Annotated in this window: 15 protein-coding genes; 7 read left to right on the top strand and 8 right to left on the bottom strand. The window is 68.3% G+C overall.

Annotated features, from left to right (window positions below; genetic code table 11):
• Window positions 1-90 precede the first annotated feature (90 nt).
• The gene (locus AB0I43_RS27325; protein ID WP_357432809.1) at window positions 91-846 is read left to right on the top strand and encodes an SDR family oxidoreductase; all 756 of its coding nucleotides are present in this window, start codon (window positions 91-93) and stop codon (window positions 844-846) included.
• 9 nt (window positions 847-855) lie between these two features.
• On the opposite strand, the gene AB0I43_RS27320 is transcribed toward AB0I43_RS27325, so the two are convergent.
• From AB0I43_RS27320 to AB0I43_RS27295, 6 genes are all read right to left on the bottom strand, one after another.
• Window positions 856-1101: a Txe/YoeB family addiction module toxin gene (locus AB0I43_RS27320; protein WP_357432808.1), complete on the bottom strand. Its 246-nt coding sequence runs from the start codon at window positions 1099-1101 to the stop codon at window positions 856-858.
• A 17-nt stretch (window positions 1102-1118) separates the two neighbouring features.
• Window positions 1119-1400 (bottom strand): type II toxin-antitoxin system prevent-host-death family antitoxin, encoded by a 282-nt coding sequence (locus AB0I43_RS27315; protein WP_357432807.1) that lies wholly within the window; start codon window positions 1398-1400, stop codon window positions 1119-1121.
• 123 nt (window positions 1401-1523) lie between these two features.
• On the bottom strand, window positions 1524-2609 hold the full coding sequence (locus AB0I43_RS27310) for a nitronate monooxygenase (RefSeq protein ID WP_357432806.1): 1086 nt from the start codon (window positions 2607-2609) through the stop codon (window positions 1524-1526).
• On the bottom strand, window positions 2606-3364 hold the full coding sequence (locus tag AB0I43_RS27305; protein WP_356974863.1) for a CoA-transferase: 759 nt from the start codon (window positions 3362-3364) through the stop codon (window positions 2606-2608). The genes AB0I43_RS27310 and AB0I43_RS27305 overlap by 4 nt, the downstream gene beginning before the upstream one ends.
• Complete coding sequence (locus tag AB0I43_RS27300) at window positions 3361-4236, bottom strand: CoA-transferase (RefSeq protein ID WP_357432805.1); 876 nt, start codon at window positions 4234-4236, stop codon at window positions 3361-3363. The genes AB0I43_RS27305 and AB0I43_RS27300 overlap by 4 nt, the downstream gene beginning before the upstream one ends.
• A 5-nt stretch (window positions 4237-4241) precedes the next feature.
• A complete protein-coding gene (locus tag AB0I43_RS27295) occupies window positions 4242-5006 on the bottom strand; it encodes an enoyl-CoA hydratase family protein (protein ID WP_356974866.1) in 765 nt (254 codons plus the stop codon).
• Window positions 5007-5072: 66 nt separating this feature from the next.
• Between AB0I43_RS27295 and AB0I43_RS27290 the strand changes: the two genes are divergently transcribed.
• From AB0I43_RS27290 to AB0I43_RS27270, 5 genes are all read left to right on the top strand, one after another.
• Window positions 5073-5852: an SDR family oxidoreductase gene (locus AB0I43_RS27290; RefSeq protein WP_356974868.1), complete on the top strand. Its 780-nt coding sequence runs from the start codon at window positions 5073-5075 to the stop codon at window positions 5850-5852.
• A gap of 29 nt (window positions 5853-5881) precedes the next feature.
• Window positions 5882-6802, top strand: a complete 921-nt coding sequence (locus tag AB0I43_RS27285) for an SDR family oxidoreductase (RefSeq protein ID WP_356974870.1) — start codon at window positions 5882-5884, stop codon at window positions 6800-6802.
• Window positions 6803-6995: 193 nt separating this feature from the next.
• Window positions 6996-8312 carry a hypothetical protein gene (locus AB0I43_RS27280; RefSeq protein WP_357432804.1) on the top strand — a complete coding sequence of 439 codons (1317 nt, stop codon included), beginning with the start codon at window positions 6996-6998 and terminating at the stop codon, window positions 8310-8312.
• 11 nt (window positions 8313-8323) lie between these two features.
• Complete coding sequence (locus AB0I43_RS27275; RefSeq protein ID WP_356974873.1) at window positions 8324-8839, top strand: ImmA/IrrE family metallo-endopeptidase; 516 nt, start codon at window positions 8324-8326, stop codon at window positions 8837-8839.
• Window positions 8836-9867 carry a hypothetical protein gene (locus tag AB0I43_RS27270; RefSeq protein WP_357432803.1) on the top strand — a complete coding sequence of 344 codons (1032 nt, stop codon included), beginning with the start codon at window positions 8836-8838 and terminating at the stop codon, window positions 9865-9867. Before AB0I43_RS27275 ends, AB0I43_RS27270 begins: the two co-directional genes overlap by 4 nt.
• A 361-nt stretch (window positions 9868-10228) precedes the next feature.
• On the opposite strand, the gene AB0I43_RS27265 is transcribed toward AB0I43_RS27270, so the two are convergent.
• Together AB0I43_RS27265 and AB0I43_RS27260 are read right to left on the bottom strand one after the other, a co-directional pair.
• Window positions 10229-10645 carry a helix-turn-helix domain-containing protein gene (locus AB0I43_RS27265; protein WP_011207048.1) on the bottom strand — a complete coding sequence of 139 codons (417 nt, stop codon included), beginning with the start codon at window positions 10643-10645 and terminating at the stop codon, window positions 10229-10231.
• Window positions 10646-11006: 361 nt separating this feature from the next.
• The gene (locus AB0I43_RS27260; RefSeq protein ID WP_356974876.1) at window positions 11007-12170 is read right to left on the bottom strand and encodes a steroid 3-ketoacyl-CoA thiolase; all 1164 of its coding nucleotides are present in this window, start codon (window positions 12168-12170) and stop codon (window positions 11007-11009) included.
• 208 nt (window positions 12171-12378) lie between these two features.
• On the opposite strand from AB0I43_RS27260, the gene AB0I43_RS27255 reads away from it, so the two are divergent.
• Window positions 12379-13644, top strand: coding sequence for a cytochrome P450 (locus tag AB0I43_RS27255; RefSeq protein ID WP_357432802.1), 1266 nt, complete (start codon window positions 12379-12381; stop codon window positions 13642-13644).
• Window positions 13645-13655 lie beyond the last annotated feature (11 nt).

Below are 13655 nucleotides of genomic sequence, written 5' to 3'. Positions count from 1 at the left end.
CGGATATCGGGCCGGGCCCAGCGTGGTACAGCCTGTACCAGGCTGAAATGGTCCTCCCGCGGCCGGTTTTCCGGTGCCAGGCTCGAGCCCATGACAACACAGCAGATCGCCCTCATCACCGGTGCCAACCGGGGTATCGGCTACGAAACCGCGCGGCAGCTCGGCGAGCGCGGGTACACCGTGCTGGTCGGGGCAAGGGATGTCGAGCGTGGGGCCGCGGCCGCGGAAAAACTCCGCGCGGAGGGTATCGACGCGCATCCGCTCCGCATCGATGCCACCGACGCCGAGTCCATCGCACAGGCCGCCGCGAAGATCGACGCCGACTACGGTCGCCTCGATGTCCTGGTGAACAACGCCGGGATCTCGGGCGGAGCCTTCGACAAGCCGTCGGAGACCGACGTGGACCGGATGCGAGAAGTCTTCGAGACCAACGTCTTCGGCATCGTCACGATCACCAACGCCATGCTCCCGCTGCTGCTCGCGGCCCCGGCGGCTCGCATAGTGCAGGTGTCGAGCGAAGTCGGATCCATCGGCTTCCTGATGGATCGGACCAGCCCGATGTGGTCGGCCGCCGCCATCTCCTACCCGGCCTCCAAGGCCGCGCTGAACATGGTCACCGCCATGTACGCCAAGGAATTGTGGGACACCCCGATCAAGGTGAACGCCGCCAACCCCGGTTACTGCGCCACCGAGTTCAACGGCAACACCGGCTTCCGGACCGCCGAGCAGGGCGCGCAGGTCAGCGTCGCCCTGGCCACGCTCCCCGAAGACGGCCCCACCGGCCAGCTCTGGGGCTATCGCTGGGGCGCCGAGAACGACACGGTTTACGGCCGCCTGCCCTGGTAGCGGCCCTGGTCATTCATAGTGGCCCCGACAGGCGATGATCGATACATCGTTGTCGGTGGCCACGTAGACCAGGCGGTGCTCTTGGTCGATGCGCCGAGACCAGAATCCGGATAGATTCGCGCGCAGCGGCTCCGGCTTGCCGATTCCCTCGGCATTGCCGTTGCGCACGATATCGTCGATCAGGCGATTGATCTTCCCGACCATGCGGCGGTCATCGGCGAGCCAGGATTTGTAGTCTGCCCATCCGGTACTCATGAAGATCACCTTCCGGGTCATTGATCGAGGTCCCCGGGCATTTCGACCTCGATCAGCTCCCGTGCCTCGCCCTCACCCGCGCGATACTGCGCGATGCCCTTGGCCAGCCATGCGGCATTCGCGGGGTTGCCGAGCAGGTGGGCAGTCTCCTTCATCGAGTTGTACTCCGCCAGTGAAATCACCACTGCGGATCCTTTGCCGCCGGACCGGGTGATGATTACTTCGTCGTTGTCCTCGGTTGCGGCATCGAGGACCGCCGCGAAGTTCTCACGTGCGGCGCTCTGGTGCATTGCCTGCATAACGAGTTTCCTCTCCGGCGTCGGTAGCGACCTACCCAGGGTATCAACTCAGTACTTGATCGCGTACTTGATAACGAAGAGCGCCGCCGGTCCGGGTAGACCGACGGCGCCCGGTGCGCTGACTCAGGAGTGGGTCGCCGTCGCCTCGACGGGCAGTGCGCCGACCGCCCTGATGCGTTCGAGGGCGTCGGCGACGACGCGGTCGATGAGTTCCTGGACGGTCGGCAGGTCCTCGATGATGCCGGTGACCTGGCCGGCGGCCAGGACGCCGGCCTGGGTATTGCCTTCGACCAGACCGGCTTTGAGCAGCATGGGGGTGTTGGCGGCCATGATCACCTGGGACCAGCTCAGGTCCTTGTGCTTGCGCATGGCCAGGCCGTCCTTGACGATGGTCGACCACTTCATGCCGGTCATGCCCTTGAACTTCAGCGCGTTCGCCGCCGCCGCCGCGAAGCCGCGCGCCCGGCCCGAATGCTCGAGCTTCTGCACGAGTTCGGTGTTGAGCACCCGGTGCGGCATGCCGTCGACCTTGGTGGAGACGACGGTGTCCTGCAGGCCGCGGGCGAGGTACTCGCGCTTCACCGCCTCGGGCACGCTGCTCTCCTGGGTGAGCAGGAAGCGGGTGCCCATGGCCACGCCCGCCGCACCGTAGGACAGCGCGGCGGCCAGGCCGCGGCCGTCGAAGAACCCGCCGCCGGCCACGACCGGAATGTCCACCGCGTCCAGCACGGAGGGCAGCAGCAGGGTGGTGGCGACCGGCCCGGTGTGGCCGCCGCCCTCACCGCCCTGCACGATCACCGCGTCCGCGCCCCAGGCAGCCACCTTCACCGCGTGCTTGGCCGCGCCGATGGACGGAACCACCACCACGCCCGCGTCTTTCAGGCGCGCGATGAGTTCTTTCTTCGGGGCGAGGGCGAAGGAGGCCACCTTCACCTTTTCCCGGATCAGCAGCTCGATGCGCTCGGGCGCGTCGGTGGCGTCGGCGCGGATGTTCACGCCGAACGGCTTGTCGGTCTGCGCCTTGGTCTTGGCGATCGCGGCCTCGAGTTCGGCGAAGGTCATGGTGGCCGAGGCCAGGATGCCCAGGCCGCCCGCGTTGGCGGTGGCCGAGACCAGGCCCGGCCCGGCGACCCAGCCCATCCCGGTCTGCACGATCGGATGCTCGATGCCGACCAGCTCGGTCAGTGGCGTCCGCAGCCGTCCCGTCATGCCTGCACCTCCTTCTCCCGGAAGCCCTTCGGATCCAGCACGGTCCGGATGATCCGCAGCTCTTCCTCGGTGGGCCACCGGGTTTCGCCCGCCTCGCGCAGACCCGCGATCTCGAACGAGGTGTTCTCGGCGACCTCCGCGGCCGCCACACCGGGATGCAGCGACAGCGCGCGCAGGGTGTGATCGGGGCCGCCGAAATCGAAGACGCCCAGGTTGGACACCACGCGGTGCAGGTGATGGAAACGGTAGGCCGGGTTCTCCGGATCGATCTTGTCGTAGCCGACGCCGGAGACGATGTCGACGGTCTCGCAGAACACGCGCGCGGTGTGCTTGGGCACGAAGTAGCTGGTGGCGTGGTTGATGGTGTTGCCCGGCGCGCCGCGCACGCCGAACATCTGCCGCGACGGCTGTTGCAGCGCACCGAAGGCCGACAGGTTCTGATTGCCGTACCGGTCGATCTGATTGGCGCCCATCACGACGTGACGGCGACCCGAGGCGACCACGTCGAACACCTTGGAGAACGGAATCCAGCCCTCGATCGGGGCCTTGCCGCCGATCGCGGGCACCTCGGCGAAGAACAGCGCCTCACCGTCGGAGAGCAGCAGATCCGGTTCGAAGGTGAGCCGGGCCAGTCGCGCGCCGATCGTGGTGACGGTGGACATCGGGCTGGCCATGATCTCGCCCGCGCCGCGGAAGATCTCGGCCGCGGCGACGACGCAGACCTCGGCCCGGGTGATGGTCTCTGTGCTGGTCACTTCTGCTCCTCGGCGAAAGCGCGGACGGCGGCCTGGTATTCGTCCTCGGACACGTCCAGGTAGCGCGCCTTGAACTCGGCCCACGATTCGGGCGTCTTGGCGGCCTCGACATAGTGCCGCTGGAACTTCTCGTCGCGGCCGTAGCTGCCGGAGAAGGTGAAGTGCGCGCCGCCCGGGGCCTCGACCACACCGTCGACCAGCATGCGATTGAGGATGATCGACTGCGGCGGAACGGCTTTCACCAGTTCTTCGGTCTCCACCAGGCGGTCCACCGTCAGGTAGCGGCGTTCGGCGGCCAGGGCGTAGAGGTCGTCGAAGTACGGGTCGACGCCGGTGTAGGCGGCGTTGCCGTGCTTGTCGCCGAGATCCAGGTGCACGAAGGCGGCGTCCAGATTCAGCGCGGGCATGGCGACCAAGGTCTCGGTCTTGCCGTCGGTGGGGTAGGGCGAGGCGACCGTCTTCAGTTCGCCCTCCCAGAAGTCCAGGACGGCCGAGCCCAGCCCGGCGCGGATCGGCAGGAACGGCAGCCGGGCCGCCGCGGCCTGCAGGCCGCACTTGACCATGCCCTCGTCCATCTCGCGCACGGTGATCTCGCCGCCGGTGCGCGCCTTGGCGAACCAGGGGTCGTAGAACGGCGCGGAATCCAGGGAGACGAAGCCGTAGTAGGCCTTGCGCACCTTGCCCGCCGAGCACAGCAGGCCCAGGTCGGGGCCGCCGTAGGTAACGACGGTCAGATCCGTGACGTCCGATCGCAGCAGCGCCCGCACCAGGGCCATCGGCTTGCGCCGCGAGCCCCAGCCGCCGAGGCCGATGGTCATTCCGCTGCGCAGCTCGCCGACCACCTCGTCGAGCGACATTCGCTTGTCGCGCATGGCTTCTAGTTCCCCTTCTTCTGTGCGGCCAGATCGTCGTCGAACCGGGCCCGGATCTCGTCGGCCACGCCCGCGAGGTTGAGCTCCATGGTGAAGCCCTGCTCGTAGCGGTAGGACCGGTGCACGTCCTGCACGTCGATGCCGTTGAGCGCGCGCTTGGCGGCGCGGATGACGCGCCCGTCCTTGTTCGCGATGTTCTTCGCGACTTCCATGGCGGCGGCGTCGAGTTCGGCGCGCGGCACCACCTTGTAGACCGAGCCGTAGTGGTGCAGCTGCTGGGCGGTGAGCTTGCCCGCGGTGTAGAACATGGTCCGCATCAGGTGCTGGGGGACCAGCCGGGCCAGGTGGGTGGCCGCGCCGAGCGCGCCGCGATCCACCTCGGGCAGGCCGAACGTCGCGTCGTCGGAGGCGATGATGACATCGGAGTTGCCGACCAGGCCGATGCCGCCGCCCAGGCAGAAGCCGTTGACGGCGGTGACCACGGGGACCTGGCAGTCGTAGACGGCGGCGAAGGCCTCGAAGCAGCCGTGGTTGGCGGCGATCAGCTTGGTGTGGCCGACATCCTCGTTCATCTCCTTGATGTCGACGCCCGCGTTGAATCCGCGGCCCTCGGCGCGCAGCACGACGACGCGGGTCCCGGGATCGCGCCCGGCTTCGCGGACCGCGTCGGCCAGGGCGAACCAGCCATCCGAAGGCAGGGCGTTGACCGGCGGATAGTCGACCGTGACGACTTCGACGCCGTCGGTTTCGGTGTGACGGTTGATCCCCATCGAATGTCCCATCGTTCTTTGTCAGGCACATTGCCGAAGCAAGCAGTTGCTTGGTAGGTTAGCACGGTGCCTCTCGAAATCGACCTGTCCGGCCGCGTCGTTCTCGTCACCGGCGGTGTCCGCGGCGTCGGCGCCGGAGTGAGCAAGGCCTTCCTCGCGGCGGGGGCGACCGTCGTCGCCTGCGCGCGCCGCCCGGCCGAGGCGCCGGTCGCGCACGACGGGCGCGAAATCGACTATCTGCCCTGCGATGTGCGCGACGAGGACTCCGTCACCGAGTTGGTGCAGCGCATCGTCGGCACGCACGGCCGGCTCGATCATGTCGTCAACAACGCGGGCGGCGCGCCCTTCGCGCTGGCCGCGAACGCCTCGAAGAACTTCCACGCGAAGATTGTGGAACTCAATCTGCTTGCTCCGCTGCTGGTTTCGCAGATCGCCAACGCGGTGATGCAGGAGCAGCCCGACGGCGGCTCGATCGTCATGGTCTCCAGCGTCAGCGGGCACCGCGCCTCGCCGGGCACCGCGGCCTACGGCGCGGCCAAGGCCGGCATCGACAGCCTGACCCAGTCGCTGTCGGTGGAATGGGCCCCGAAGGTCCGGGTCAACTCCCTGATCGTGGGGATGGTGGAGACCGAGCTGAGCGAACTGCACTACGGCGACCGCGACGGCATCGACGCGGTCGCGCGGACCATTCCGCTCGGCCGGATGGCCCGCCCGGAGGACATCGGCCGCTGCGCCGCGTTCCTGGCCTCCCCGCTGGCCGCCTATGTCAGCGGCGCGACGCTGCTGGTGCACGGCGGCGGCGAACGCCCCGCCTTCCTCGCGGCCGCCACGGCCGAACACAGCTGAAGCTCGAAGACGAAAGAGGGACAACAGGTATGGCTGAAGTCAACGACCGGATCTGCGCCGGGCGCGTGGTCATCGTCACCGGCGCGGGTCGCGGCATCGGGCGGGCGCACGCGCTGGCCTTCGCCGCGGCGGGGGCCAAGGTGGTGGTCAACGACATCGGCTCCGCGCTCAACGGCGAAGCCACCGCCGAGACCCCGGCCCAGCAGGTGGTCTCGGAGATCCAGGCGCTCGGCGGCGAGGCCGTCGTGAACGGCGACGACGTCGCGGACTGGGACGGCGCGCGCCGGCTGATCCGGACCGCGGTCGACACCTTCGGCCGCCTGGACGTGCTGGTCAACAACGCCGGCTTCGTGCGCGACCGGATGCTGGCCAACCTGTCCGAGGACGAGTGGGACGCGGTGATCCGGGTCCACCTCAAGGGGCACTTCGCCACCATGCGGCACGCGATCGAATACTGGCGCGCGGAGAGCAAGGCGGGCAATCCGGTCGACGCCCGCATCATCAACACCAGCTCCGGCGCCGGCCTGCAGGGCAGCGTCGGCCAGAGCAACTACGGTGCCGCCAAGGCCGGCATCGCGGGCCTGACCCTCACCGCGGCTGCGGAATTCGGCCGCTACGGCGTCACCGTGAACGCCATCGCCCCGGCCGCGCGGACCCGGATGACCGAAACCGTCTTCGCCGAGACCATGGCCGCGCCGGAGGACGGCGGCTTCGACGCCATGGCGCCGGAGAACGTGTCGCCACTGGTGGTGTGGCTGGGCAGCGCGGAGTCGGCCGGGATCACCGGCCGCACCTTCGAGGTCGAAGCCGGCAAGGTCGCGGTGGCCGACGGCTGGCGGCACGGCGCGGCCGTGGACAAGGGCGCCCGCTGGGAGCCCGCCGAGCTCGGCCCGGTGGTCAAGGAACTGCTCGCGAAGGCGGTGACTCCGGAGCCGGTCTACGGCGCCTGAGTCCGACCGCGCGAGCCCCGCATCCGAGTTCGGATGCGGGGCTTTTCGCTGCGTCCGGTCGCCCACTTACCCCGTCCCCTGTGCGCAAGATCGTGACGGCAAGTACCCTTATGTCTCGTCCGTATAAGTCCCGGAGAGTGTTGCGACCGGGCAGGAGAGCTGCGCTGTATGTGATGAAGGGGAAGGCTGGCGCATGGCCATTGGTCGCACGATGCGGGTTGTCGCGGTAGCCGGGCTGGTTTCCGGGTTCGCGCTACTGGGCCCCGTCGCCGCCCTGGCGCAGCCGGACGGCCGCGCGAGACCTGAAACGCCGTCCCGCACCGAGGTTTTGGCGCAGCCGGGTTGTTCGCTCAGCGCGGGCTGCCCCGAGCAGCCCACCGGGCCCGAGATCGCCGAGCAGTGGACGCCGATGACGATTCCGGGGCAGCAGGCCCCGAGCCCGGTCGCTCCCACCGACGTGGCCCAACCCCCCATCCCGCCGACGAACGCCGTCGGTTCCGGCTCGGCCGGCCTCGGCGCTCTGCTCGGCACCGGCTCCGCCGGTCTCGGCGTCATTCTCGGCTCCGGCTCGGCGGCCGTCGGCACCGGTTCGGCCGCCGCGCTCGGCACCGGCTCGGCCGGTCTCGGTCTCGCCCTGGGCACCGGTTCCGCGGGTCTGGGTGCGGTCCTCGGCACCGGCTCCGCTGGTCTCGGCACCGGTTCGGCCGGTCTCGGTCTCGCCCTCGGCACTGGCTCCGCGGGGCTGGGCGCGGTCCTCGGGACCGGCTCGGCCGGGCTGGCGCTGGGCCTGGGAACTGGTTCGGCGGGGCTGGCGCTGGGCCTCGGCACCGGTTCGGCGGGCCTCGGCGTCATCCTCGGGACCGGTTCCGCGGGTCTGGGCGCGGTGCTCGGGACCGGTTCGGCCGGGCTGGCGCTGGGCCTGGGTACCGGTTCGGCTGCCCTCGGCACCGGTTCGGCCGGTCTCGGCGTTCTGCTGGGCACCGGCTCGGCCGCCACCGGCTCCGCGCTGCTGGGCACCGGCTCGGCCCTGTTCGGCACCGGTTCGGCGGCGGTCGGTTCCGCCGCCGTGGGTTCGGCGGCCGTCGGCTCGGCCGCGGTCGGTTCCGCGACTCCGCTTCTGCTGCTGCTGATTCCGATCCCCCCGGTGCCGGTCCCCGCGCCGCCCGCTGTGCCGATGGTGATTCCGCCCGCGCCGTCGGTGCCCGCGCCCGTGGTCCCGCCACTGCCGCTGCCGGTGGTGGCCGCGCCTGCGCCGCAACAGGTTCCGCCGCCCGCACCGCCACCGCCGCCGCCCGCGCCGCCGGTGGCCCCGGCGAAGCCGAATCCGGACGTGCGGCCGACGTCGGCGAACGACGGCCTGCCCGAACCGAACGTGCTCACCGTCGTGGGCGGCCTGATCGCCCTCGCCCTGGCCGGAACCGGTTCCGGCGCAGTGAGTTTCCAGAGCGCGTCGGCGGCACAGGCGCGCATCGACGCGGCGCGCGCCGAGTTCTTCGGACCCAGGTCGTGAGGGGCGGGGGCATGAGCGAGAGCAAGACTCAGAACAGCGCGCGGTCCTACCGCCGGGTCGCGGCCGCGGTGGACGCGGTGTGCGCGGTCGCCGCCGATTTCGACGCCTGCACGCTGGATCAGGTGGTCGAGGCGATCGCCCGGGAGCGGCGCCGCGAGATCGAAATCGCCAGTGCTCATTTGGGTCCCGGCGTGTGCGGGCAGCGGCGGCTCTATCCGGACCGGGACGTGATCGTGCTGGCCGCGCTGCTGCCCAGCCGCGAGCACACCCTCGCGCACGAACTCGGCCACATCATCTTCGACCACGAGGGGGCGCCCGCCCCCGAGGTCACGCTGGAAGCCAGCGATGACCTGATCGCCTACATGCTCAGCCAGCGCGCGCATCAGCAGATCCTCGACGACGGCGCCGACGAACAGGCCGAATGGGAGGCGGAGACGTTCGCGGCCATGCTGATGACCAGGCTGCGCGTGTTCAACACCCGGGGCGCAGGCGTCTCGGTCCTTCGATTCGACGAGGCACTCGGATGATGACGCTGTGGTTGACCGCCATGCTGGTCTGGATGGCCGCCGGTGCCCGGGTCGGCCGGGTGCTGGTCAAACCGGCGACCACGGCCCGGGTCGCGATCGTGGTCGCGGTCGCCGCGGTCGCGCTCGGCGCCACCGTCGCCGTGCCCGAAATCGCCTTGGCCATCGATAATCTGCTGCCGGGCGGGCTGCACGCGGGCCTGCTCTCCGACGGCGTCGTGGTGTCGGCCTGGATTCTGTTCGGCACCGCCACCTCGGTGGTCGCGGCCGCGGCGTGGCCGGTGGTCTCGCGGCGGAACCTGGGGCGCATCGCGTCGTATTTCTACGCCGCCGGGGTGGGCACGGTGCTCGTCGCGCTCGCCTGGTCCTACACCTTCGGCTGGGTGTACGTGGTGCTCGCCTGCCTGTTCATCATCGTCACCGGTGTTCGCAACCTGGACTGGACCACGCTGGGCCGTGGCATCGCCCTCTACACGACCGGCACCGCTGTCGTTGCGGTCCTGTCCGCCTTGAACATTCGGCGCGCGGTGATCGACGCGCCGCGGCCGGCGCCGGGCCTGCCCGCGTGGGGCTGGCCGGTGTGGGAGATCGCCGCGCTGCTCATCGCCTTCGGCGCCATCTGGATCGTGGTGGAGCTGTGGATCCGGGCCCGGGTGCTGCTGCGCCAGATCCGCGAGCTGCACCGGCTGATGATCGGCCGTTTTCCCGAGGTGCTCGCGCACGATCAGACCGGAACCTCCACTCAGCTCAAGGCTTCGGATCAGGTCGCCCAGATCATGGACGCGCTGTATCTGCAATCCGGCGGCGGCGTGGAGCTGATGGCGGCGGGCAAGCCGCCGGTCTCGATCGTCGAGCGTGCCGATCTGGTGGCGGAGTGGGCCCGAAATCCGTTGGGCGACATCGTGTGCGACTCACGCTGGATCGCGCCGCCGGAGGGTATCAGCCCGCGCGGCTGGGTGCAGGCGATCGCGCGTTCCTTCGACGCTTACAGCGGGGTGCCGGAGCCGGCGCGAAACTCCGCACACGGGTGACGATTTCATCTGCAAGTACATCTGTAGTGAGTTTGCCGGAAAACAACCCATTTGGTCTGATTCATGCGCTGGAATCGGCGACGGCGCAATGTTCGAAACTGTGCTGTCTGCCTAGAAGATTCGCGATCCGGTACCGCGCCGCGCCGAATTCACCCCCGGCGCTCGCGCGCTTCGACATCATCAGCCGGGCAGCAGAAAATCCGGCACGGCCTAAGGCCGAGCCGGACTCAGCTGCTACGACGCATACCCCCCTGGCCAACTGAGTTCGCACATGGGTAACACGTCGGGCACCCCAGGGGAGCCCGCCACACACACCACCGCCGACGCCCCCGACGGCCGTCGGAGCGGTGACCTTACAGTCCTATTCCGTTCCGTCCGGCGGGATTTCAGGCAAGCCTTCGCTGGCCCGAAGTTTCTCCGCCATCGAGGTGAGGAGGTTCTGCGATTCTTCGGACAGGTCGAACGCTCTACTCGACAACCGCCGCAGTCCGTAGCCCTGCAGCTGGGACAGTAGCTCCAGATCGTGATCGATCTTGGCGGCATAGATGTCGTTGAAGAAGTAGTCCGGCTTGACCTTGAAGAACTTGGCCAGTGCAGCCACCGTTTCATCCGATGGGTTCGTCCGCTGTCCCGACCGCAACTGCGAGAGATACGGTTTCGAGATCGGATGCCCGGAGGCTGTCAGCGCAGCCGCAACCTCCGCGTTGGTGTGCGGCTTGCGCCCCGGGGGATGCACGGTTTCGAACAGCTTGTTCAGCCGCGCCGCGAAATCAGCCATTGTGAGCCGCCCAATTCCCTTCGCTGTACTAACAGTCGTTATCTCGGATACGTATCATTGATATTAGCGGCTCAGTAACTGAAAACCTACGCCTGATTCCGGATTTCCTTGAAGCTTCTAGGTATGCCTCGAGTGAAGTGACTGGGACCGTAGCGTTTGCGGGTCACCCCAAGGTCTCTGGTGGAGACGTGGTGAGCACCGGTTCTGGCCCGTCGCAGAGGTCTTCCGCGACGGACCAATGATAGCCGCAAGATAGCTGACATCTCATCTAGTTCTCTGTACCGCCGATTGTGTGGCGTACGACACGTTTTGGACCTTCTGGGATGAACGTTCAACAAACCGGATCGAAAAGGGTTGAAGCCTAGAGACGCTCGATGATGGTGCCGGTCGAGAGCGCGCCACCGGCACACATCAGGATCATCGCGGTGCTCTTGCCGGTGCGCTCGAGCTCGTGCAAAGCCGTTGTGATCAGCCTGGATCCGGTGGAGCCGACCGGGTGACCGATCGCGATGGCGCCGCCGTTGACGTTCACCCTGTCCATGTCGGGCTGGTGCACGGCCGCCCAGGACAGCGCGACCGAGGCGAACGCCTCGTTGATCTCGAACAGATCGATATCGCCGATGCTCATGCCCGAGCGCTCCAGCAGGCGACTGCACGCCTGCACCGGGCCGTCCAGATGGTACTCCGGCTCCGCGCCGACCAGCACCTGGGTGACGATCCGGGCCCGCGGGCGCAATCCCGCTCGCTGCGCTGCGTTTTCGTCCATGAGCAGGACCGCGGCCGCGCCGTCGGAGATCTGCGAGGAGGAACCGGCGGTGTGGATGCCGCCCTCGAGCACCGGCTTCAGCTTGGCCAGCCCCTCGACGGTGGTCTCGCGCAGGCCCTGGTCCCGGCTGACCTCGAGCTTCTCGCCGGTGAGGTTGCCCTCCTTGTCGACCGCGGGCGCGGTGACGTGCAGGACCTCGCGATCGAAGCGGCCCTCGGCCCAGGCCTGGGCGGCCAGGCGCTGCGAGCGGGCGCCGAACTCGTCGACGTCGGCGCGGGTGAGGCCGCGGCGCTTGGCGATCCGCTCGGCCGCGCCGAACTGATCGGGCAGGTCGATGTTCCAGGAGGCGGGCCGGCGCGGGCCGGCGTGCTCGCCGACATTGGCGCCGAGCGGAACCCGCGACATCGCCTCCACGCCGCAGGCCATGCCCACGTCGATGGCGCCGGTGGCGATGAGGCCGGCGATCAGGTGATTGGCCTGCTGGGCCGAGCCGCACTGGGCGTCGATGGTGGTCGCGCCGACCTGCCACGGCAGTCCGGCGTGCAGCCAGGCGACGCGGGTGACGTTGTTGGACTGCTCGCCGGCCTGGGTGACGCAGCCGCCGATGACCTGCTCGACCAAGGCCGGGTCCAGGTGCGCCTTGTCGAGAATTCCGCGCTGTGCGGCACCGAGGAGTTCGGCGGCGTGCAGGCCGGACAGCCAGCCCTTGCGCTTGCCGATGGGGGTGCGAGCTGCCTCGACGATGACGGGTGTGCCCATGTCGAACCTTCCGTTCGGGACAGGAAAACTGGAACGCGTGATAGGCGGTCCTATGGAACTTCTTTACTAGTAATACCGCCTGTGCTGCAATGAGTGTAGAACGTGTTGCAGTTCGCGGCGTGAGCTCAGAGCCCGGAGGCGGAAGCCTGTGTAACCACGCAGGGCTTAGTGAGCGCCGCCAGATCCACACTGTCGAAGGAGACATCTGGTGGTTCATACTCGCCCTGATCTGCCCGAAGGGTTCGACGTCACCGATCCGGACATCTACGCCCAGCGCGTCCCGGTCGAGGAGTACGCCGAGCTTCGCAAGTCCGCTCCGGTGTGGTGGAACCCGCAGTCTCCGGAGGTGGGCGGATTCCACGACGACGGATTCTGGGTGGTCAGCAAGCACGCCGAGGTCAAGGAGGTCTCGCGGCGCAGCGACGTCTTCTCCAGTTCCGAGAACACCGCCCTGCCACGGTTCAACGACGACATCCCGCGCGAGAACATCGAGATGCAGCGCGTGGTGCTGCTGAACATGGACGCGCCCGAGCACACCAAGCTGCGGAAGATCATCTCCCGCGGCTTCACCCCGCGCGTGATCAACGGGATGCGGGCCGAACTGTCCGCACGGGCCGCCGATATCGTCAAGCGCGCCGCCGAAGAGGGCGCGGGCGACTTCGTCACCCAGGTCTCGTGCGAGCTCCCGCTGCAGGCCATCGCCGATCTGATCGGCGTGCCGCAGGAGGACCGGATGAAGCTGTTCCAGTGGTCCAACGAGATGACCGGCTATGACGACCCCGAATACGCCGACGTCGACCCGCTCGCCTCCACCACCCAGATCCTGGGCTACGCCTACGAAATGGCCGCCGCGCGCAAGGAGTGCCCGGCCGATGATCTGGTCACCAAGCTGATCGAGGCCGACATCGACGGCGACCATCTCAAGCCGGAAGAATTCGGCTTCTTCGTGATCATGCTGGCGGTCGCGGGCAACGAGACCACACGCAATGCCATCACGCACGGCATGATGGCGTTCCTGGATCACCCCGAGCAGTGGGAACTGTTCAAGAAGGAACGTCCGGCCACCACCTACGACGAGATCATCCGGTGGGCCACCCCGGTCACCTCCTTCCAGCGCACCGCGCTCGAGGACACCGAGCTCGGGGGAGTGCAGATCAAGAAGGGGCAGCGAGTGGTCATGCTCTACCGCTCGGCCAACTTCGACGAGACGGCCTTCGAGAATCCGGAGAAGTTCGACATCCTGCGCAAGAACAATGACCACCTGTCCTTCGGTGGCACCGGCGCGCACTTCTGCATCGGGGCCAACCTGGCCCGGCTGGAAATCGAGCTGATCTTCAATGCCGTCGCCGATCACCTGCCCGACATCACCAAGCTCGGTGATCCGCAGCGGCTGCGTTCGGGCTGGCTGAACGGCATTAAGGAGTTCCCGGTCGACTACAAGACCAAGAGCGGCGGCTGCCCGGTCGCGCACTGAGCTACGAAAGG

The organism is Nocardia sp. NPDC050435, assembly GCF_040655395.1.
GTDB lineage: Bacteria > Actinomycetota > Actinomycetes > Mycobacteriales > Mycobacteriaceae > Nocardia.
The sequence above is the reverse complement of the archived record's forward strand: the minus strand, read 5'-3'. Positions and strand labels throughout refer to the sequence as shown.